Annotated in this window: 23 protein-coding genes; 8 read left to right on the forward strand and 15 right to left on the reverse strand. The window is 73.0% G+C overall.

Annotated elements, in window-relative coordinates:
- Nucleotides 1-303 precede the first annotated feature (303 nt).
- The 5 genes from ABZ135_RS37305 to ABZ135_RS37325 all read right to left on the reverse strand — a co-directional run bounded on the left by ABZ135_RS37305 (nucleotide 304) and on the right by ABZ135_RS37325 (nucleotide 5,028).
- On the reverse strand, nucleotides 304-546 hold the full coding sequence (locus ABZ135_RS37305) for a hypothetical protein (RefSeq protein WP_356702590.1): 243 nt from the start codon (nucleotides 544-546) through the stop codon (nucleotides 304-306).
- 136 nt (nucleotides 547-682) lie between these two features.
- Complete coding sequence (locus ABZ135_RS37310; protein WP_356702592.1) at nucleotides 683-1,819, reverse strand: hypothetical protein; 1,137 nt, start codon at nucleotides 1,817-1,819, stop codon at nucleotides 683-685.
- A gap of 170 nt (nucleotides 1,820-1,989) precedes the next feature.
- The gene (locus ABZ135_RS37315) at nucleotides 1,990-4,080 is read right to left on the reverse strand and encodes a hypothetical protein (RefSeq protein ID WP_356702594.1); all 2,091 of its coding nucleotides are present in this window, start codon (nucleotides 4,078-4,080) and stop codon (nucleotides 1,990-1,992) included.
- A 10-nt stretch (nucleotides 4,081-4,090) separates the two neighbouring features.
- Nucleotides 4,091-4,579 (reverse strand): hypothetical protein, encoded by a 489-nt coding sequence (locus ABZ135_RS37320; protein ID WP_356702595.1) that lies wholly within the window; start codon nucleotides 4,577-4,579, stop codon nucleotides 4,091-4,093.
- 2 nt (nucleotides 4,580-4,581) lie between these two features.
- Entirely contained in the window at nucleotides 4,582-5,028 is a 447-nt protein-coding gene (locus ABZ135_RS37325) for a hypothetical protein (protein WP_356702597.1), read from the reverse strand.
- 238 nt (nucleotides 5,029-5,266) lie between these two features.
- Here ABZ135_RS37325 and ABZ135_RS37330 point away from each other — a divergent pair, with 238 nt between their 5' ends.
- Both ABZ135_RS37330 and ABZ135_RS37335 read left to right on the forward strand, forming a co-directional pair.
- Nucleotides 5,267-5,608: an SH3 domain-containing protein gene (locus ABZ135_RS37330; RefSeq protein ID WP_356702599.1), complete on the forward strand. Its 342-nt coding sequence runs from the start codon at nucleotides 5,267-5,269 to the stop codon at nucleotides 5,606-5,608.
- A gap of 67 nt (nucleotides 5,609-5,675) precedes the next feature.
- Nucleotides 5,676-6,182: a helix-turn-helix domain-containing protein gene (locus ABZ135_RS37335; protein ID WP_356702601.1), complete on the forward strand. Its 507-nt coding sequence runs from the start codon at nucleotides 5,676-5,678 to the stop codon at nucleotides 6,180-6,182.
- A 65-nt stretch (nucleotides 6,183-6,247) separates the two neighbouring features.
- Here ABZ135_RS37335 and ABZ135_RS37340 read toward each other — a convergent pair whose 3' ends face one another.
- From ABZ135_RS37340 to ABZ135_RS37385, 10 genes are all read right to left on the reverse strand, one after another.
- Nucleotides 6,248-7,996 (reverse strand): DUF2637 domain-containing protein, encoded by a 1,749-nt coding sequence (locus ABZ135_RS37340; protein WP_356702603.1) that lies wholly within the window; start codon nucleotides 7,994-7,996, stop codon nucleotides 6,248-6,250.
- A 202-nt stretch (nucleotides 7,997-8,198) separates the two neighbouring features.
- Complete coding sequence (locus tag ABZ135_RS37345) at nucleotides 8,199-8,513, reverse strand: hypothetical protein (protein ID WP_356702605.1); 315 nt, start codon at nucleotides 8,511-8,513, stop codon at nucleotides 8,199-8,201.
- Nucleotides 8,514-8,518: 5 nt separating this feature from the next.
- Nucleotides 8,519-8,995 carry a hypothetical protein gene (locus ABZ135_RS37350; RefSeq protein ID WP_356702606.1) on the reverse strand — a complete coding sequence of 159 codons (477 nt, stop codon included), beginning with the start codon at nucleotides 8,993-8,995 and terminating at the stop codon, nucleotides 8,519-8,521.
- A gap of 29 nt (nucleotides 8,996-9,024) precedes the next feature.
- A complete protein-coding gene (locus tag ABZ135_RS37355; RefSeq protein ID WP_356702608.1) occupies nucleotides 9,025-9,216 on the reverse strand; it encodes a hypothetical protein in 192 nt (63 codons plus the stop codon).
- A gap of 183 nt (nucleotides 9,217-9,399) precedes the next feature.
- On the reverse strand, nucleotides 9,400-11,649 hold the full coding sequence (locus ABZ135_RS37360; protein WP_356702610.1) for an FtsK/SpoIIIE domain-containing protein: 2,250 nt from the start codon (nucleotides 11,647-11,649) through the stop codon (nucleotides 9,400-9,402).
- 4 nt (nucleotides 11,650-11,653) lie between these two features.
- Entirely contained in the window at nucleotides 11,654-11,782 is a 129-nt protein-coding gene (locus tag ABZ135_RS37365; RefSeq protein WP_356702612.1) for a hypothetical protein, read from the reverse strand.
- Entirely contained in the window at nucleotides 11,782-12,498 is a 717-nt protein-coding gene (locus ABZ135_RS37370; protein ID WP_356702614.1) for a hypothetical protein, read from the reverse strand. Before ABZ135_RS37370 ends, ABZ135_RS37365 begins: the two co-directional genes overlap by 1 nt.
- Entirely contained in the window at nucleotides 12,495-12,779 is a 285-nt protein-coding gene (locus tag ABZ135_RS37375; RefSeq protein ID WP_356702616.1) for a hypothetical protein, read from the reverse strand. Before ABZ135_RS37375 ends, ABZ135_RS37370 begins: the two co-directional genes overlap by 4 nt.
- On the reverse strand, nucleotides 12,779-13,030 hold the full coding sequence (locus tag ABZ135_RS37380) for a hypothetical protein (RefSeq protein ID WP_356702617.1): 252 nt from the start codon (nucleotides 13,028-13,030) through the stop codon (nucleotides 12,779-12,781). Before ABZ135_RS37380 ends, ABZ135_RS37375 begins: the two co-directional genes overlap by 1 nt.
- Nucleotides 13,027-13,230 carry a hypothetical protein gene (locus tag ABZ135_RS37385; RefSeq protein ID WP_356702619.1) on the reverse strand — a complete coding sequence of 68 codons (204 nt, stop codon included), beginning with the start codon at nucleotides 13,228-13,230 and terminating at the stop codon, nucleotides 13,027-13,029. Before ABZ135_RS37385 ends, ABZ135_RS37380 begins: the two co-directional genes overlap by 4 nt.
- Before the next feature lie 253 nt (nucleotides 13,231-13,483).
- Here ABZ135_RS37385 and ABZ135_RS37390 point away from each other — a divergent pair, with 253 nt between their 5' ends.
- The 6 genes from ABZ135_RS37390 to ABZ135_RS37415 form a co-directional block, all read left to right on the forward strand.
- Nucleotides 13,484-14,242, forward strand: a complete 759-nt coding sequence (locus ABZ135_RS37390; protein ID WP_356702621.1) for a GntR family transcriptional regulator — start codon at nucleotides 13,484-13,486, stop codon at nucleotides 14,240-14,242.
- 241 nt (nucleotides 14,243-14,483) lie between these two features.
- Nucleotides 14,484-15,434, forward strand: coding sequence for a hypothetical protein (locus tag ABZ135_RS37395; RefSeq protein WP_356702623.1), 951 nt, complete (start codon nucleotides 14,484-14,486; stop codon nucleotides 15,432-15,434).
- Nucleotides 15,435-15,439: 5 nt separating this feature from the next.
- Nucleotides 15,440-16,780 (forward strand): AAA family ATPase, encoded by a 1,341-nt coding sequence (locus tag ABZ135_RS37400; protein ID WP_356702631.1) that lies wholly within the window; start codon nucleotides 15,440-15,442, stop codon nucleotides 16,778-16,780.
- Nucleotides 16,781-16,938: 158 nt separating this feature from the next.
- Nucleotides 16,939-17,157 (forward strand): hypothetical protein, encoded by a 219-nt coding sequence (locus tag ABZ135_RS37405; protein WP_356702625.1) that lies wholly within the window; start codon nucleotides 16,939-16,941, stop codon nucleotides 17,155-17,157.
- A gap of 66 nt (nucleotides 17,158-17,223) precedes the next feature.
- The gene (locus ABZ135_RS37410; protein ID WP_356702627.1) at nucleotides 17,224-17,676 is read left to right on the forward strand and encodes a protein kilB; all 453 of its coding nucleotides are present in this window, start codon (nucleotides 17,224-17,226) and stop codon (nucleotides 17,674-17,676) included.
- A gap of 19 nt (nucleotides 17,677-17,695) precedes the next feature.
- The coding region (locus tag ABZ135_RS37415) for a helix-turn-helix transcriptional regulator (protein WP_356702629.1) at nucleotides 17,696-18,189 on the forward strand (494 nt) is incomplete at its 3' end.

Raw genomic sequence — 18,189 nt, forward strand, 5'->3', positions numbered from 1 at the left:
CAGGACCACTGTCACCGGCACCGGGACGGGATCGGAAGAGGACGGCTGCTCGGGCACACCCCCACCGTAGGCGCCCGCACCGACAGGCCCGGCCCACGGGCCTGCCGCTCCCGGCCCCTTGCTGAGACCTGCCACAGGGCGGTCATTCCAAAATTTTGGAATGACCGCCCTGTGGCGGGTGCAGGTTCGGGGCGGCCCGGCGGTACTGCCCCCAGAACGCGTCTTGGGCGCCGGGCCTCACCCGCGCACGCCATATCGGCGCGGGCTACCGCGACCCTACCGACCGCCCGACGGACGGCGGGGTCAGAAGTCCGGGGGAAGGTCGCGGTTCAGGTGCCGCACCCAGGTTGCGGGGTCGTCGAGCCCTTCGGGCCGGCGGAAGAAGGACGCGTCGGCCGTGTGCAGCCGGAGTAACCCGAGCGGGCTCTTGTCGGGGTGCGCTTCCATGACGTGCTCCGTCGCCGCCGTGAGCATCGGGGTGGTGGAGTCCGTTTCCAGGATGACGTGCCCGGACTGGCCGCACTCGGTGCATTGCAGCCACGCCACGCCGATACTCGCCTTTTGCATCGTGTCCATGTCCGGTGAACGAGCGCGCCGGTTTTAGATCACGGTCCGGCGCGGCCGCCTGTGTCGGAGCATGAAGAAAGCGGCGCCCCTTGGGTGGGACGCCGCTTCTGTCGGACTACTTGCTCTTTTTGTCTCCTCGGCGGGAACCGTGGGTGGAAATACCGTCGCTCACGCCTTGGGCTTTGCTCTTGTTTCCGCCGCCCTGATTCTTGGGTGCTGCGGTATCGCGGGTGGCGTGGGTACGGATTCCCTGCGCGACGACACCGGCGGCTCCGCCTGCGATTCGGACAGCGCCGCGCGCGGCGCCTGCGGTGGCACGGTGGGCGAGACCGATCGCAATGTCGTCGCCGTACCCGGGCACGAATCGGAAAATCTGCCATCCGGCGAGGAGGGCAAGAATGATGACCGCGAGTCCGGCGACAATCACGGGTGTTGAGCCGGGGCCCTCGGCGGCCGTGAATACCGAGGCGATGCTCAGGGAAATGACGATGACCGGCTTCACGAGGATGAGGGCGATCATGAATCCGACCCAGATCCGGACCTTGGGCCACAGGGCGCGGTCGACCAGCCCGGCGTAGACGATGGTGGCCAGGACGGCACCGACGTAGAGGGCGACGCCGCGCAGGGCGAGCTCCAGCCAGAGAGCACCGGCGGTCAAGATGATCAGGCCCGCCACGATGAGGAGCATGATCGGACCGCCGCCGATGTTCTCGCCGCCCTGACGCAGGGCGGCCGCCATGGACTTGAAGAGGGTGGCCGCCGATCCGTCGTCGGTGCCGGCGAGGGCATCGGTGACGGCGTCGACCGCGCCGACGACGACGTGGAGCACGAGCGGCGTGAACGCGGAGGCGCCGACGGTGAACCACAGGAGGCCGATGGCTTCACCGAATGCGGTGGTGAGGGGGACGCCGCGCATCGCGCGCTTGGCGACGGCGAAAAGCCACAGCAAGATCGTGAGGAACGCGGAGGCCGCGAACACGACGGCGTACTGGACGAGGAACCCCTCGCGGGTGGCGTCGAATGCGGCGATGCCGTCGATGGAGCCGGCGAGCTTCTCCACGATCCAGGCCGCGCCCTTGGCAACGGACTGGGCGAAAGCGGTGAGCGGGTCGAGGGAGGTGGCGGGGTCGTCCAGGCGGGGGGCGGATCCACCGCCGCCTTGGGCGCCTTGGGACGTGCCTTGGAGGCAGTACTGACGTGCGGCGCCGACAATGGCGTCGCACGCGCCGGGCGTGGGGGTGGGCGCGGGCATCCGGTCCTCCTCGATGGTGTGTGGAGATGGTCTCAGGCGGCGGCGGCCGAGGGGTGCCGATTTGGCCTGTCGATCCTGTCCTTGCAGGTGAGGACCTGTCGGGTGGCCTGTCGGCCGTCAGGTCGTGGCCTGTCGACCGACAGGCCGGCGGACAGGCCGCGGACAGGCCGTCAGCCGGTCTCGTCAAGGGCGGATTTGAGGTCCTGGAGACGGTAGGCACTGGGCCGGCCGGGAAGCTTGGAACGGACCGTAGGCACGGGAGGCAGGCCCGCGTCCTTGAGCGCTCTCTTGATCTCACGGCCCCCCATGGCCAGTCGGTCCGGACGGGTGTCCCACTGCGTCCAGTGGCCGGGGTCGACGGCGGCGAGCGCGTCCAGGAGCTCGGCCACGGTCAGCTCCTCGGCACCGGCGGCGGCGAACGCGTCGAGCATCACGGCCACGATGGGCTGAGCGGCCGCCTGCGCGGCCTGGGGCCCGTCGGTGGCCGTCAGGGTCGGCAGGCCCGCGTCCAGGCGCTCCTGGGCGCGCTGCAGGGCGTCGTGGGGCGCGATGTGGGGGACGTAGCGCAGGATCGGCCGCTTGTGGCCGGGGGCCCAGATGAAGCAGCGGCCGGCGTCGTGCGGGGCGTGGTCGTCTCCCGGGGTGAGGTGGTGTGCTGTCCAGCCCTCGGAGACGGCGGACGGCCACAGGGTCACGCCGATGTCGGCCTTGCGGCAGGGCATGAGGACCCGGATCGGGAAGACGTCCGCGACCGCGTCACCCATGACGTCGGCGGTTGCGTCCTGGGTGCACACCACGAGGGAGATCCGGGCCTTGCGGGCGATGCGCAGGACCTCGATAGCGAGCCCCTTGCCCTCCGGGGTGAGCTGGGCGTACTCGTCCAGGAACGCCACGATCGCGGGGGTTGTGGGGGTGACCTGCCAGACGTCCTCGGTCTCGCCGAGGTCGGCGGTGCGGCGCCGGGCCTCGGCCAGGAGCCGGCGGAGCTCGGCCTCGGCGGCCTCGGGGGTGTAGGCGGTGCGCAGGGCGGCGCGGCGCAGGGGGCCGAGGCCCCGGCCGGTGGGGTCGATGTCGACGGCGACGGCGTCACGGCAGGCGGTGACGTAGTCGGCCAGGTCCCGGACGAGCGAGGACTTTCCGCCGCCCATGACGGCGACGGCCAGGACCGAGGTACCGGCCAGATAGAGCGGGGTGGGCTCTCCGTCGAGGGAGACGATGTCCGAGACGGGGTCGAGGATCGAGCAGGACAGGGGCGGTCGGACCGGCGGGGCCGGCGGGTTGGCGAACGGGTCGGACGTGAGGACCCGCAGGGTGACGATGGCGCTGTCGTCGGTGCTGCCCTCGGCCAGGGTCCGGCCGGTGCCGACCCGGAAGTCGGTGTCGAGCCTGCGCAGGACGGCGACGACGTCGGCCACGGTGCCCTCTCTCAGGGTGAGGTCCGCCTGCCAGCCGTAGGCCGTACGGACGGCGGGAGCGACCGACCGCACGTGCACCTTGCGCTTGGCCAGGGCGGCGGCGATGCGGGCGGTGGCCTCATCCGCGGTGGTGACGTGCCGCAGGTCGGTGTCCTGGTCCTGATCGTCGTCCTGGCCAGGGGCGGCCGTGAGGGCGGCCGGGGCGGCGTCGGGATCCAGCTCGGGCCGCGCCAGCAGCCGGTCGGGTACGGGGCGCTGGGCCAGCACCGGCGGGTGGCCGCCTGACCACCACAGCCAGATCAGGGCGGCCAGGGCGGCCGGGGCGAGCAGGGCGGGCCGCTGCACCAGGAGCCAGGACAGGGCGGCCAGAAAGGCCAGGAGGCCGAGGAGGCGGACGGTGCTGCCCTTGTGGCGGGCGCGCCGGATCTGGTCGGCGGTGGGCTGGACTGGGACGAACGGGACCCTGCCCATGTCCCGTGCGGCGGCCTCGCGGCGGCGCCGCTCCTCGCGCAGCATCCTGACCTGCTGGCGCTGCTCGGGCGTCCAGCCCTCCTCGGCGCCGGCCAGCTCCAGGCGGGTGATGCGGCGGCGGACGGCGTCCAGCTCCTCGCGGGCGGTGTCGCGTACGGCGTCGTGCGCTTCGAGCTGGCGCAGTACGAGGGTGCGGCGGATCTCCTCATCGCTCTGGTGACCGGTGGTCAGAATGTGGCGCAGGCCCGCCGCGAGGTGGCGGGCGCCGAGCGCGATCCGGGCGAGGAACCGGCCGGCCGGGCCCGCCGGGGAGCCGTCGGCCGCAGGCGCCGGCTCGGTGCCGGGGGGAGTGCCCGCGGATTCGTGGTCAGTCATCGGTCCGGGCCTAGCTGAAGAACGGACGCTCGATGAGCATCGAGCCGAGCATGTTGATCAGTGGCGTGACGGTGACCGCGCCGAGGAACGGGCCCATCGTCAGCCCTACAGGCGCACCCCAGGAAAGCTCGGCCTTGGGCTTGCGCCGGGCCGACTTCCAGGCGACGAAGAAAAGGACGAGCAGGCCGAGCATGATGACCGCGCCGAAAGGAGTCAGAGTCCCGAACTCCAGCGGGCGGGAAATCTCGACGTGTGAGGCGCCGGTGCCTTTCTCCAGTGCGACGTCACCCGCCTTCCCGACACCGGTGCGGGCCCATCCCATGACGGTGCCGATGACGCCGCCCACGCATGCGCCGGCCGCCGCGAAAGCGACTGCGGAGATTCCGAAAGGCGCAAGGAGCTTCCAGTCGCGGGACCGACTCTTGAGCCAGAAGTGAGAAAGGCGCGCCACCAGGATGAGGAATCCCACGGTGAACATGCCGAGAGTGACCGTCTTCAATTTCAACCCCCTACAAGGACTTTCGCGAGTCCGAATACGATAGCGACCGGCGCGTAGTAGGCGAGACCGATAGGAACTCCCCATGTCAGCAGCCGGGTTGTTTTCCTTTCGGCCCGCAGATGGAGGCCGCCCACGATCACAAATGCGATGAGGCTCATTCCGGTGGCGTCCCAGAACGGGAATCTCTGCGACCACAGGAAGAACGTCCACAGCGGGCCGACCGACCACACCGCGCGGCGGGCCGCCTGCCCCTGCTCGGTGTAGCGGACCCAATCCGTCAGCCATGACAGGTCCCAGTCCCGCTCTTTGGGCGGGGCGGCCGGGGTGGCGGCGTCGCGCAGGTACTCGGCGGCGTCGCGCATCGAGGCGGCGGCCTCGGCCAGGTCGTCGCTGTGCTGCGGCGGACGCTCGTGCGGCTGGCTCCACCAGTCCGGGTCAGTGCTGCTCATGGGGCCTCCTTGCGCCGGGGCGCGATCACATCCGGCCGAGCCTAGGCCGCTTACCGGACAGTCCCCCACCCGTTTCGTCAACCCCGTCACCTCGAACTGGCCCCGGCCGGGCGCCGAGCGCCTGGGCGCCGCCGTCCTCGAGTATCAGGAGCGCGCGTCCCGGCCGGGGCGTCCCCCGTGGGGGTGGCGCCGCCGGTCCGGCCGTGACGCCCGCCCCGCCCTGGCCGGTTGGACGATCATGCGAAAGATCCTGTACTCCGCGGCGGTCGCCGCCGCTCTCCTGGCTCCCGCCGCCCCGGCCGTCGCGCAGCAGCACTCCGTGCCCGCGACGATCCCCGCGAGCACGTGCGGTTACGACATCACCGGTGACTCGGTGCACCTGCGCAGCGGCGCCGGCGCCCGCTACGCCTCCCTCGGCCACCTGCGCAAGGGGGACGATGTCGACGTACTCGCCGAGCGCGGAGGCTGGGTCAAGGTCCGGCTCGACGGCCGGTCCGCCTCCGGCATCAAGGACGGCACGGTGGGCTGGGTGGCGCGCAAGTACGTGCAGCCCAGCGTCTGTATGCGGCTCAACGGCTGACCCTGCCCCGCTCCTCGGCTGTGAGGGGTGGACGGGGGAGGATGAGGCCATGAGTACGACTCGTCCGATGCTGACCCAACGTGAGGCCGCCACCGCGTGCGGGGTCAGCCGCTCCACGATCCGGCGTCGGCGCGAGGACGGGGACCTGCCCGGCTGTGTCCAGGACCCGCAACGGGGCTGGCTCATCCCCGTGGACGCACTCCTCGCCGCAGGCTTCAAGCTCAACGCGCCCGCCCCGCCGGACACCCCGGAGCCAGCGGCCCCGGAGCCGGCCCCGGCCGCCGACGTCGCAGCGCTGCGCGCCGAGCTGTCCGAGGCCCGGCATGCCGCCGAGCTGGCGGCGGTCGAGGCCGAGTACCTGCGCCGTCAGCTCGCGGACCGGGATCAGCACCTGGAAGACCTGCGCACGGCGCTGCGGGCGCTGACGCCCGCCCCGGAGCGGGCGGCGATCACCCCGGGCGTGGTCGTGCCCGAGCAGGCCGCCCGTCCCGGTACCCCCGCGCCGCCGGCAGATGCGGCGGGCGACGACGGGGAGGAGCAACCGCGCCGCCGGTGGTGGGGCGGGCGGCGCTGACGTCGGCCGGAAACGCGTGGAGGGCGGCCCCATCTGGGGCCGCCCTCCACGTCTGTGGTGCGGGGTCAGCTCGCGTACGTCTCCTCGGCGTCCGGGGTGTAGCCGTCTTCCAGGAGCGCCAGGGCCTCCTGGCGCAGCTCCCCGGCGCGGGTCTGCCCGAGGTTCAGCTTGTCCATGATCCTGCTGAGCGGCACTGCCTTGATGTCGATCTTGTCGACCGGGGTGCCGGCCGGGTGGGCGGCGAGCAGCCAGCGGGCGACGCGGCGCACGTTGCGCTCGGCGGAGGTCAGCTTCAGCAGGTCGTCGGCGGCCGTCGCGGCGAGGTCCGCGCGGGCGGCGGCCGCACGAGCCTCCGCCGCCTGCTGTTCGGCAAGGGCGGCATCCCGGCCCGCCACGGCGGCGAGTCGAGCGGCCTCGGCCCGGTCGGCCCTGGCCTTCTCCGCCGCCGTCTCGCGCCGCTCCGCCTCCTCGGCCTTGCGGGCCGCCTGGAGCCGGGCCTCCTCGGCGGCGGCCTCCGCCTCCGCGGCGGCGCGGTCGTCCTCGGCGGCGCGGCGGCGGGCGGCGGCCGCCTCCTCCGACTCCAGCGCGGCTTCCTCCGCCTCCGCCTGGCGCACCGCCGACCGGCGGGCGAACTCGGCCTTCGTCTTGGCGGCCTCCGCCGCCGAGACCGCTTCGGCCGCCTCCGCCTCGGAGGACGCCTCCGCCGTACGGGTGACGGCCTCGATCCGCGCCTTTGCCTGCTTGATACGGGCGTCCGACTCCAGCTTGGAGATCTCCTTCATCGCGTTGCGCTCCGCCTCGGCCGCCTCGGCCTTCGCCTTACGCGCGTCCTCCGCCGCCTCGCGCTCGTCCGCCTCCGCCTTCCACTTCGCGGGCAGCGCCAGGGCCTCCTGGACGGTGTAGCCCTGATCGAACATCGTCATGGGCAGCCGCTGCTCATCCGTCGCCTTCGACAGGTCCCCCTTCAGCTCCTGCTTGAGCCACACGCGGTATCCCTCCAGCTCCTGCATCCGCCGCACCATCTCCTCGTAGGAGGTGATGTTCGCCAGCCGCATGCGCCGGTACAGGCGCGGCGTGGCGATCGGGGACAGGATCCAGCGGTGGACGGGGATGGAGTCGGTGCCGCCGCCGTCCTCCAGGCGGGCGATGTCGATGAGGAGCCGACGGGCGCCCTCCACGCCGACGATGAACAGGATCGGCATCAGGCCGTGCATGACGGCGCGGGTCGGGTCGCCCCACAACGCGTCCCAGACGCCCTCGCCGGCCGCGCGACCCGCGGCGGCGTTCAGGCCGACCGTGGCCAGGGTCAGGACGTGCGCAATCACCCTGACCAGTGGCCACGGCCGCCGCCTGGCCACCATGATCAAGTCCCAGGCCAGGAAGATCAGGATGCCGACGTCGATGCCGATCGGGAACCACGGCGCGATGCCCCCGAACCCATTGGCGGCGGCCAGGTTCTTCAGGGTGTCGTAGGAGGCGGCGAAGCCGATGCCGCCGATGACCGGGGTGCCGAGGAGAACCAGGGCACCGAGGCCGCGCACGATCCACTGGCGGGCCCTGGTGTCGGGGGCGGTGGCCGGGGGGGTGGCCACGGTGGCCGGGTCGGAGGTGGTCACGGCCGGGGCCGTGAGTACCCCCTCGGCCTCCTCGGCCGGCCACCCCTCGCTGCCCTTGCGGGGAGCGGGCGGAGTCGTCTTCCCGGAGGCCGGAGTGGCCGGGGTGGCCACCGGAGCGGCCCCGGCCGCCGTCGTACTGGCCGGGGCCATGGCCACCCCGTTGGCCGGGGTCTGGGTGTCCGTCAGGGTGTCGCGCATCCGTGCAGTCTGCCCCGTCCCGGGCACGGGCGGAGCACCGACCCGCGTGTGGGGAGCGGCGGAGCTCCCTGGAGCGCCGGGGCGGGCCGTGCCGTTCACGGCCGGAGGGTAGGTTTCGAGGTGCGTCACGGTGGTGCCTCCGTGGTCGTGGGCGGGGCCAGGGGGTGCGATCTCCTGGCCCTGCCGTGGGTCTGGGGGTGGGTCAGCCGGCCGCGACGGCGGCCGGGTCGAACAGGTCGAGCTGGGCGGCCTCCAGGACGCGGCGACGCTCCTCGGCGGCGCGGTCCTGCGCGGCCTTGACGGCCGCGCGCCAGCACGGCGCGCACAGGGGCCGCAGGTCCTCCACGGGCACGGCGGCGTTCGCCGCGTCGGTTGCGCGGGGCGGGTAGGGAGCGGCGAGCAGCGGGCGTTCGTAGTGGTTCCGCTTGCAGGGCTTGCCCTCGTGGTGGCCACAGGCGCTCTCGCAGGCGCAGCGCATTCCGTGGGTCTCCAGGACGGCTTCCAGGACGGTGGTCATGCCGGTCACCTTTCGCTCTTGGTCTGGGCGCGGGCGATGAGTCCGCGGGCGGTGGTCTCGGTGTGGCGGTGGTCCTGGTGGACGGGGCCCGCGTAGTGGTGGTGGTGGGTGGGCGGGGCGGCCTCGGCGGCCTGCTTGGCCCGGCCGAGAAGGCGGCCGAGGGTGGCCAGGACGGCGACCGGGGCGCCGGCGGCGAGGGCCAGGACGACCGGGTCGACCTGGCCGAGGGCCCACAGCACGAGGGCGGCCGAGCCGCCGATCGGGAGGGACGCGGCGCCGGCGGCGAGCATCACCACGGAGGCGTCGGTGGCCTTCTGGCTCATCGGGGGGCGGCCGGGCTGGGCGACCGGCGGAGTGGTGCCGACGACGGGCAGCGGGGCGGGGTCGCGGTACGCCGTCTCGGCGGGGGCGTAGGCGGCCTCTACGGCCGCGATGAGGGCGGCGGCGGTCTGGGCGGCCTCGGGGCGGGGCTGCGGGTCCACAGGGTGCTCCTCGCGGGTCTCGGGGCGGGTCAGGCGCGGACGGTCCAACCGCGCTCGGTGCGGCGGATCTCGAAGGCGTCGTGGGAGATGCGGCCCTGAGCGGGCAGCACCGGCCCGATGCCGAGGGCGTCGATCCGGGTCAGCAGCTCGGTGATCTCCACGGCGATGGCGGCGGCCTGCTGCTGCTTGCGGCGCAGGTCCTCGGGGCGTCCGGTGTACATATGGGGCTCCTCACTCTGAGTGACCGTCAGAGAGGTGTCAGGGGTGGGCATTTTTGACAGTCAGACCCCACTGTCAGGGGTTTCACCTGGGATTTCGCGTGACTTCTCTTTAGGCCCCCGGCGGGCCTGACTGTCGAGAGTCAGGCCGCGCCGTGACTGTCAGACCGTCACTTTCCGTAGCTGCTACGCGGGCTGGAGCGGCGAGTGGAGGATCGTGTAGACCCCGTGGGAGTCGTGCGCGAGGGTGCCCTCGGCCACGAGCCGCTTGAGCTCGCCCTGGAGCCAGGGGCGCTTGCGGCCGGCCGCCACGGTCGCGGGGATGAGGTCGGCGGGCTGGAACTCCAACCGGGACTGGGTCACCCACAGGTCGAGCTCGGTGTAGAGCCTGTGCCGTGCCTCCTCGGTCGAGACGCGGGCGGGCGCCTCGAACTCGATGTCGGAGTCCGGGTCCTCGGCGGGGACGTCGTCGTCCAGGTCGAGGTGGGCGTAGTCGGCGTCCGGCTCGGGGTCGGCGGGGATGGTGCCCATGATCTCGTCGTAGGCGTCCTGGATCTCCACGGTGGCGGCGTCCTCGATGTCGGTCATGTCGTCGTCCTCGTCGGTGGCGGAGGTGGCCGGGCCGGGCAGCGGAGCGGCCGTGCGGGTGGCCGGGATCGCGGCCGGGGCGGGCGGAGCGGCCTGGGCGGTCGCCGGGGCGCCGCCGGGGAAGGGCGGGAAGGCCGGGTTGGCGGGGTCGGTGGAGGCGGTCACGGCGGACCCGAACTCGATGTCGACCGACGCCAGCCAGGCGCGGGCGGCGGCGGCCGACCGCTCGATGCCCGGAGTGGTCTTGTTGGTGCCCCGGTGGGTGCGCTGGGCGTAGGTCTGCCCGAGGGCGGCGGCGGTCGTCTCGTCCAGCGGGTCGCGGTACGGGGCGGCGGCGGCCACGAGGGCGGCCAGGACGGAGCGGTCGGTCAGGGAGGAGCGGGCCTCCATGGTCCACCGCTCCTGTGGGATGCCCATGCCGGTGGCGTAGGCGTAGCCGGGGCGGGAGCTTCCCCAGGCGGGGACAGCGCCTGCGTCGGTGACGGAGTCGGGCAGGCAGAACCCGGCGTCGGACGCCTGGTCGACGCCGAAGCAGGCCGCCGCCTGGAGGTTGGCGCGGATGTCCGTGGACATGTTGGTCCAGGTGGCGCGCTGGAGGCTGATGATCAGCCAGATGCCGACGGAGCGGGCCTTGCGGGCGATCTCCTCCAGCTCCTCGAAGGACGCGGTGTCGGCGGCCTCCTCGATCCAGACCGCCACGGCCGACAGCGACGACGCGGGGGTCCACCGGTCCAGGCCCTCGGCCGACAGGACGCTGCCGCGCGCCCGGATCGCGGCCGGCAGGGCCTTGACGTAGCGCTTGGCTTCCTTCGGGTCCTGGATCAGCCAGTCGATCCCGTCGCGGATGTGACCGACCGTCTGGTCGCCCTTGGCCAGGTCGATCACGTGCAGGGCGACCTTGGCGCGGGTGGCCAGGTGAGCGAAGACGGCGCGCGCGAACTCCGACTTGCCCGCGCCGGTGACGCCCATGACCAGCAGGTGCTGGAGCACGGCCGGGCTGAACGGGTCGAGCAGCCACAGCTCTCCGTCGGCGTACAGGCCGACCGGGATGGGGTGCGTGGGCAGCAGGCCGAAGGCGTCCGGCATGAAGAACGCGACGCCGCCCTTGAGCAGATCGGCCACCCGCAGGGACACGGTGCCGCGCGCACCGTTCTCCGGGTCGGGGGTGACGATCACCCCGGACGGCGGCACCTGGAGCGCTGCGGCGACCTTCGCGGTCGTCGCCTGCACCGCCGCGATGTCGCTGCCGGGCGCCACCTCGATGGCGGCCTTGACCGTGCCCTTGCCGGTGCCCTGGGCGTCCTTGACGGCGACCTTCTCCCAGCCGATCGCGGCGGCGAGCTTGCCCAGCGAGCCGGACTCGTTGGTCTCCTCCGGGTCCGCGCCCTGGCCGTTCGCCAGGAGCTGGCGGGCGTTCCACGAGGCGGCGAGCAGGCCGCCCCCGAGCAACCACAGGTCGAGCATGGGCCTGCCGAACGGGCCCGCGCTGACGGCGCAGGTGAGCCAGCCCATCCCGGCCGCGACGGTCGCGGTCGCCTGGGCCCGCCGGAACTTGCGGAACTTCGTGCTGGAGCCGCTGGTCTTCCAGGTGACGGCCGCGAGGGCGGCGCCGCCGAGGGCGAGACCGGCCGACGCCAGCCCGGCCGACATCGCGTCGTCGCCCCACATGGTGTTCGTCGCCCACCCGGCCAGCGGCGGCAGTACGGCCGCGCCGACCCACGGCGGGGTGTAGGGCAGGGTCTTGGCCAGGACGTAGCCGCCCACGGTCTTGCCCACGCCCTTGCCGGTGGCGACCAGCTCGGAGCCGGCCGAGCTGTCGGCGGCGGTGCTCTGGGTCTTGCGTGCCATCGGGTCAGACCTCCTCGTCCGCGGAGTGGGTGTAGTCGGGGTAGTCGTCCGGGTTGTCGGCGATCTCGCAGGCGAGCGAGCAGTAGCCGTCGTACGCGGCGCCGGGCGCGCCGCACAGGAAGCACTCGGGCATCACTCGCCGCCGATCGTGAACGTCTTGCGGGCGGTCTTGCCGGAGCGGGCGCGCTTGGCCTCGCGCTCGGGCTGGACGAAGTGCCGGTCAAAGGCGTGCGCCATCTTCAGCGCGCCGACGCCGAGGGCCTTGGCGGCCTCCGCCGACACCCGCAGGTGCGCGGCGACCAGGCGGGCGCGGACCTTGCTGGAGGCGCCGAACGTGTACCACGCCCCCTTGTAGGTGGACAGCACGCCCTGGATCTCCTCGGCGCGCATGCCGAGGATGAGGTGGAGCTCGCGGCCCAGGTGGTTGATCGCGCGGGCCAGGGCGAGGATGTCGCGATCCGAGCGCAGCTCGATCCGCTCGATCGCGTAGATCATGCGGTCGCCCTGGTGACGGTCCGCGCCGCCGCCGGCCGTGCCCGCACCGCCCTTCCCGCCACCGCCGCCGTTCCCGCCGCCGCCGTTGCGGTTGACGGTCACGCTCACCGGCGGCACGAAGGAGCCGCCGAGGCCGCCGACGAACGCGCCCGCCGCGCCCGCGACGGTCTGCGCACGGGACGAGCCGTTGCCGGAGTGCCCGAACGGTTCCTGCGGCGCACTCTGGCCGTCGTCCGGGCGGGCCTGCCGGGGCGGCGTCGTACGGGTCGGCCGGCGGCGCGGCTCGGCGGTGGTGAAGTCGTCGGAGTCGGCCCAGTTGTAGGGGCCCTGCTGCGAAGCGGTCGGGGTGCTCACTGGTCGGTCTCCTCGTGCAGCGTCATGCCGCCGAACCACAGCGGCGTACGGATCTGAATCAGGTCGGTGTCGGGGTCGCCGGACGCCTCCACGGCGTCGGCGGCCCGCTCGATCAGCTCGTGCGCCGCCATGAAGCGGGCGGTCGCGAGCGCGGCGTAGAGGTCGGTGGGGCCCATCCGGGTCCGGGTCGCGAGCCGGACGGCGAGCCGGGCGACCCGGGCCGCCGTCGCCACGGCGGCGACGGCCCGGTCCACCAGGAGCACGCGGAGCTGCCCGTACATCAGCGGCCCTCACGGACGAACGCGAGAGCGCTGACCACGCCGAAGACCCCGGACAGGGTGACCACCAGCAGCGGCGCACCCTCCGGCGTCGTCAGCGGGCAGCCGGCCGCGTCGTGCGTGAACACGTCCGGCTCGAAGCCGCCGACCGTGTTCGCGCCGATCAGCTCGTAGGCGCCCGTCTCGGTGATCGGGTGCTCGCTCCGCGTCTGGCGCGACGGCCCGAAGTAGAAGTGCGTGATGTGCTGCTTCACCGGGCACCCCCCGCCTGCTGCACCAGCTCGGCCAGCCGCCGCGCCGCGTCCTGCGACGCCTCGAGGTCCCGCGCCGCCTGTCGCCGCGCGGCCTCCAGCGCCGCCGCCGCCGCCCGCCTGTCCTCGTCGTTCCCCGCCCGCACGGCCCCCGGCCGTACCTCGATCTGCGCACCCACCAGGCGCTCCGTCACAATCGACACGTCGGTCCTCCAGTCGGTCCGGCAGTGCCCCGCCCTTGTGGCGGCAGGCCCGGCGCGCACGGCAATGCGGCCGGTCCTGACGGGCCCTGGGGCGGCAACCCCGGGGCCCGTTGGCACCTCGTGACCATGAAGGTAGAGACCTCAACCCCAAGTGTCAAGATGGTTAGCAACCTGCTTGACGCAGTCGGGTTGCGGACGGTACTTCTTGACATCGATAGCCTGGGACGCACCCAGGGAAGCGGGAGGACATGACATGAACGCGAATGCGATCGTCGCAGACATCAGGAAGGGAATCGCCGCAGGTGAGTACGCCTACGGCGCCCGACTGCCCAGCGTCCGGGACCTGGCCGAGCAGTACGGCGTGAGCCAGCAAACCGCCGCGGCCGCCTACGCGGTCCTGACCGCACTTGGACTCACCCGCACGGCGCCGGGCAGCGGTACGACCGTCGCGGCCGGCCCGAGCGCAGACGCCTACCTCGGCACCTACGCCCCGCCGGACCTCAGCCAGGGCGAGGCATGGAAGCCGAACGGAGCGGGCGGCGGCGACGCGGTCGAAGAGACCTACCTCGTTCGCCAGTCCACCGCCCCCGCAGCGTGGGCCGCGTGGGGTCTCACCGAGGGTGCCGACATCGTCGAGCGTCACCGCGTGCGCCGGATCGACGGCATCCCCGTTCAGCACAAGCTGACGGTCATGCCGTACGACATCGCCAGCCGCCGCCCCGAGGGGTATGAGGGCGTCCCGCCCATGCTGGCCCCCGTGGGTGCGCCGCCGCTTCAGCCGCCGCACGGCATGCGCGCCGCCGATTGGCTCGGGTGGAACGTGGCCCGGACCGAATGCCAGATCACGGCCGAGCCGATGGACCTGGCAGCCGCCGAGGCCCTCAGCATGGCGGAGGGTAGCCCCGGATTCCGTGTCGTCAGCATCGCGAGGACCGAGAACGGCGAGCCCTTGTTCGTCACGGTCACCACGGCCCCCCTGCACCACCGCGTGACCATGGAAATCCGAGGCTGAGCGCCGCTGTCCAGGCACCCCTACGGCTCGCCCTGCCGATCAGGCGGCCTGCCCAAGGAGCTTGCCTAGGACGACTCAGGCCCCGCACTAGGCGGGGCCTGGAAGGGCCGGTTCGGGATGCAGCCCGAGAGGCCGGCCGAAGCACACGAGATCGAGTGGAGGTGCGCTCCCTCTTGAGCGTACGAGATGTACAGCGCGACACGCCACACCGCCCCGACCTGACCGTGCCGGGGGTGGCTCAGTGATCCAGCACATGAACCTCGTGTTCCAGGCCGACGGGCTGAAGGTCGGTGAGGGCGCGTTCCTGATGGCGTGCGCGAACCACACCGACGACAAGGGTTACGTGATCGCCCACATGCAGCAGCTCGCGGACGAGGCGCACATGTCGCTGCGGTCCGCCCGGGACCAGCGGGCCGCCCTGGAAAAGCGCGGCCTGCTGCGGTCGAAGGCCCGGACCAACCCGAAGAACAACGCGCAGATCGCGAACCTCTTCCGGATCAACTTGCCGCTGCTGGCGAGCATGCAACGCAAGCCGAAGGACTATGGCCCCTCGCTGGTCGAAGAGCTGACCTTCGAGGCCGCCACAGAGTCTTCTGAGGAAAATCGCAGGTCAGACCCCCATGCGAATTCTGCCGCCCCCCCGGCAGATCTCGCACCCCCCCCGGCAGATCTCGCACCCCCCCCGGCAGATCTCGCAGGGGCTGGGGCGGCGAAATCTGCCGCCCTTCTCCTTCCTTCTTCTCTGCCCTCTTCTCTCTCTGGTCCCGGACGTCACATCGGTGACGGGCCGGAGGTCGGTGGAGAGAGAGACGCGGCTACGCCTCGGAATCCGTTGGCGGACGTTCCGGAGCAGCGCACCGAACGGGAGCACCCGGCACTGTCGCCCGGGGAGCGGATCGCGGAGGTGTGGGCCGCCGAACGGAACGCCCACGGTCTGACGACGTCGCCCTCCCGGGTGCGGGCGTTCGCGAAGGAGGCCGCAACGCTGCTGGAGCAGGGGCACGACATGGGTTTCCTGGAGTCCTCGGCGCGGGCGATGAGCGAGCAAGCCACCTGGTTCTCGCTGACGAAGCAGGTCGAGGCCGCCCCGGCCGCCGTGGTCCGGCGACCGGCGGGCGTCGGCGGCCGGATGTCGGACCCGGCTGAGGCTGCGGCGATCGCGGCGATTCTGGCGAGGGGGTCGGGTCTGTGACCGGGATGCTGGAGGCACGGGAGGAGATCCGCGAGGCCGAGGACGCGGTGTGCGGGACGATGCTGCACGCCGAGGCTGGGGACACGGTGCCGGAGTTGATCGACGCCCTGGAGCCGGCTGACTTCTACTCGCCCCGCCACGGTGAGCTGTGGGACCTGCTGTGCTCGCGGTGGGCGGCGAAGCTGCCGTGCGACCCGATCAACGTGGCGGCGGAGCTGACCCGGCGCGGTGACCTGGCCAGGCTCGGCGGTGCGGCCTGGCTGCATGAGCTGTACGGCGCGGTGCCCACGGTCGGGAACGCGCTGCACTACGCCGAGCTGGTCCGCGAGGATGCGCAGTGGCGCGCCCTCGCGGCTGCCGGTACCCGGATGGTGACGGTGGCTCAGCGTCGGGAGGGCACCGCTGCCGAGGCCGCCGAGGCCGCCGTGGAGCAGGCCCGTTCCGTCCGCGACCGTCACGTCGCCAGTGATGCCGCGCCGGTGGACCTGCTTGACTTCCTCGACCAGGCCGACGACGAACCGGAGTGGGTCATCCCTGGGGTCCTCGCCCGCTGGGAACGGTTGATGATCACCGCTGGCGAGGGCGGCGGTAAGTCGCTGCTGCTGCGCCAGATCCTCACCCGGGCGGCTGCCGGTCTGCACCCGTGGAAGAGGGCGCGCATCGCCCCGGTGCGCGTGCTCCTGGTCGACGCGGAGAACGCTGCTCCCCAGGTCCGCCCGTGGCTGCGCCGCATGGCGACGGCCGCCGTTGACGAAGGGGCTCCGATCCAGCGCGGGCAGTTCACCGTGGAGGTCCGCCCCGAGGGGCTGGACCTGACCACCGCCGCCGGCCGGGCCTGGCTCGCCCGGCTCGTGGAGCGGGTCAAGCCGGACCTGATCAGCATCGGCCCGCTCTACAAGATGACCACGTCCGGCGCCTCCGACGAAGAGGCCGCCCGGCCGATCATGTCCGCCCTGGAGATGGTCCGCACCGTCTCGAACGGCGCCGCCTTGATCCTGGAGGCGCACTCCCCGCACGCCTCGATGGGCAAGCGCGATCTGCGGCCCATCGGCAGCTCCCTGTGGATGCGCTGGCCCGAGTACGGGTTCGGTCTGGCCGAGTCCAAGGAGGCGGGCGCGGACGCGATCCGGCTGCGCGACTGGGTCCCCTGGCGCGGCCCGCGCTCCGAACGGGACTGGCCGGAGCAGTTCTGCGAGGGCGTCACCTGGCCATGGCAGGCGATCCAGTACGCCGGAAACGGGCCCGTGGGCACGCTCACGCTGACCGAGGACGAGGCGGAGCGGGCGATGGCTGCCGGGCTCGTCCAGCAGCCGGAGTTCTGGGACGACCAGCAGATCGGCCAGTAGACCCAGGAAGCCGCCCGTGTGGCGATCTCCGGGCCCCGGACCCTGGCCCGAGTCTCTTCGGTCGTCCGGGGTGCTGAAGATCGCTCAGATCGCCGTACAGCGCCTCTACTTCGCCCCGGGGGCGGCCTGCCCCCCTGGCTCCCTCACCTGGAGGACCCATGCGCTACCACTACGTCCTGACCGTGGAAGTCCCCGGCGTTGGCATCACGACCGCCGCGGAGACCATCGACCTCGCCCCCGGCCACAAGCGCAGCGCCGTGCACCGGGCCGCCGTCGAAGTCGCGGTGCGCGGGCTGCTCAAGGGCGCGCCGCCCGAGGCCGAGTTCACCGCCCCCATCGTCCGCTTCTGGTCGCTCGACCCCGAAACCCTCGACTGACCGCCCGCATCCCGCCCCGCGCCGCCCTCGGCGCGGGGCCACCGACCTGGAGGGGGAACCACCACCATGCTCACCACCATCGTCGCCGTCATCGGGACGCTGCTCGGCGCGGTCGTCGCCGGGCTGCTCCAGCACCGCTCGGCCCGAGCCGGCCGGGACGCCACCCGCGCCGAGGCCCGCCGCGACCGCGAGCTCGACGCCGTCACCCAGTTCGCGGCCGCCGTCGCCGCGCACCGCCGCGCCATGGCCGTGCGCGAGGACCTGCGCCTGTCGGGCGCCGACCCCGACCGCATCGCCGCCGCCCGTGCGGAGTCCCACACCACCCGCTCCGCGATCGAGGCCCCGCGCGTCCTGGTGTCGATCCTCACGCCCGCCCTCGCCCCGGCCGCCGACGCCGCCGCCCGCGCCTGCTACGCCCTGCGCGGCGCCCCGGACACGGCCACCCTCGGAGAGCTGCGCGAGGCCGCGATCGACGCCGCCGACGCGTTCACCCACGCCGCCGCCGCCCACTTCGCCTGACCGCCCGGAGGACACCGCGATGAGCATTGACGACGCCCTGACCGGCGCGCTGGCGGGCGCGTTCACCCGCCCGATGCCGAAGTCCGCGGGCGCTCAGGTCCGTTACCTCGTGCGCCAGCACAAGGGCAGCACGAAGGCTGTGGCGGAGCTCCTCGGCGTCTCTCAGCGCACCGTCGAGCGCTACGTCCGCGATCAGATCCGGCGTCCGCGTGCCGACCTCGCCGCCCGCCTGGCCGGCGAGGTCCGGCGCCGCTGGCAGCCGCAGGTGAGGGCGAGGGCCCGTCAGGCCGCCGCCACCACCGGCGGCCTGGTGGTCGACGTCCGCGCCCGGTTCGGTTTCACCGCCGCTCCCGGCACCACCGACGACTCCCGGATGCGCCACCTGACCCTCGCGCTCCCGCCCGGCCAGGCCGCCCGCCTCCTCGACGCCCAGGCCGCCGGCGCCACCGACCGCGACCTCCAGCAAGTCACCGGGGACGTCCTGGGAGAGGTCTACTTCCGCGACGGCGGCCA

Source organism: Streptomyces sp. NPDC006339, from assembly GCF_040612775.1.
Taxonomy (GTDB): Bacteria; Actinomycetota; Actinomycetes; order Streptomycetales; family Streptomycetaceae; genus Streptomyces.

Bases quoted from the DNA above. Each gene is read 5' to 3' on its own strand.
- ABZ135_RS37355 (WP_356702608.1), bottom strand. From the start codon at position 9,216: ATGTACACCGGACGCCCCGAGGACCTGCGCCGCAAGCAGCAGCAGGCC.
- ABZ135_RS37315 (WP_356702594.1), bottom strand. From the start codon at position 4,080: ATGACTGACCACGAATCCGCGGGCACTCCCCCCGGCACCGAGCCGGCG.
- ABZ135_RS37400 (WP_356702631.1), top strand. From the start codon at position 15,440: ATGCTGGAGGCACGGGAGGAGATCCGCGAGGCCGAGGACGCGGTGTGC.
- ABZ135_RS37365 (WP_356702612.1), bottom strand. From the start codon at position 11,782: ATGCCCGAGTGCTTCCTGTGCGGCGCGCCCGGCGCCGCGTACGACGGC.
- ABZ135_RS37360 (WP_356702610.1), bottom strand. From the start codon at position 11,649: ATGGCACGCAAGACCCAGAGCACCGCCGCCGACAGCTCGGCCGGCTCC.
- ABZ135_RS37335 (WP_356702601.1), top strand. From the start codon at position 5,676: ATGCTGACCCAACGTGAGGCCGCCACCGCGTGCGGGGTCAGCCGCTCC.
- ABZ135_RS37405 (WP_356702625.1), top strand. From the start codon at position 16,939: ATGCGCTACCACTACGTCCTGACCGTGGAAGTCCCCGGCGTTGGCATC.
- ABZ135_RS37410 (WP_356702627.1), top strand. From the start codon at position 17,224: ATGCTCACCACCATCGTCGCCGTCATCGGGACGCTGCTCGGCGCGGTC.
- ABZ135_RS37345 (WP_356702605.1), bottom strand. From the start codon at position 8,513: ATGACCACCGTCCTGGAAGCCGTCCTGGAGACCCACGGAATGCGCTGC.
- ABZ135_RS37390 (WP_356702621.1), top strand. From the start codon at position 13,484: ATGAACGCGAATGCGATCGTCGCAGACATCAGGAAGGGAATCGCCGCA.
- ABZ135_RS37325 (WP_356702597.1), bottom strand. From the start codon at position 5,028: ATGAGCAGCACTGACCCGGACTGGTGGAGCCAGCCGCACGAGCGTCCG.
- ABZ135_RS37330 (WP_356702599.1), top strand. From the start codon at position 5,267: ATGCGAAAGATCCTGTACTCCGCGGCGGTCGCCGCCGCTCTCCTGGCT.
- ABZ135_RS37375 (WP_356702616.1), bottom strand. From the start codon at position 12,779: ATGTACGGGCAGCTCCGCGTGCTCCTGGTGGACCGGGCCGTCGCCGCC.
- ABZ135_RS37340 (WP_356702603.1), bottom strand. From the start codon at position 7,996: ATGCGCGACACCCTGACGGACACCCAGACCCCGGCCAACGGGGTGGCC.
- ABZ135_RS37310 (WP_356702592.1), bottom strand. From the start codon at position 1,819: ATGCCCGCGCCCACCCCCACGCCCGGCGCGTGCGACGCCATTGTCGGC.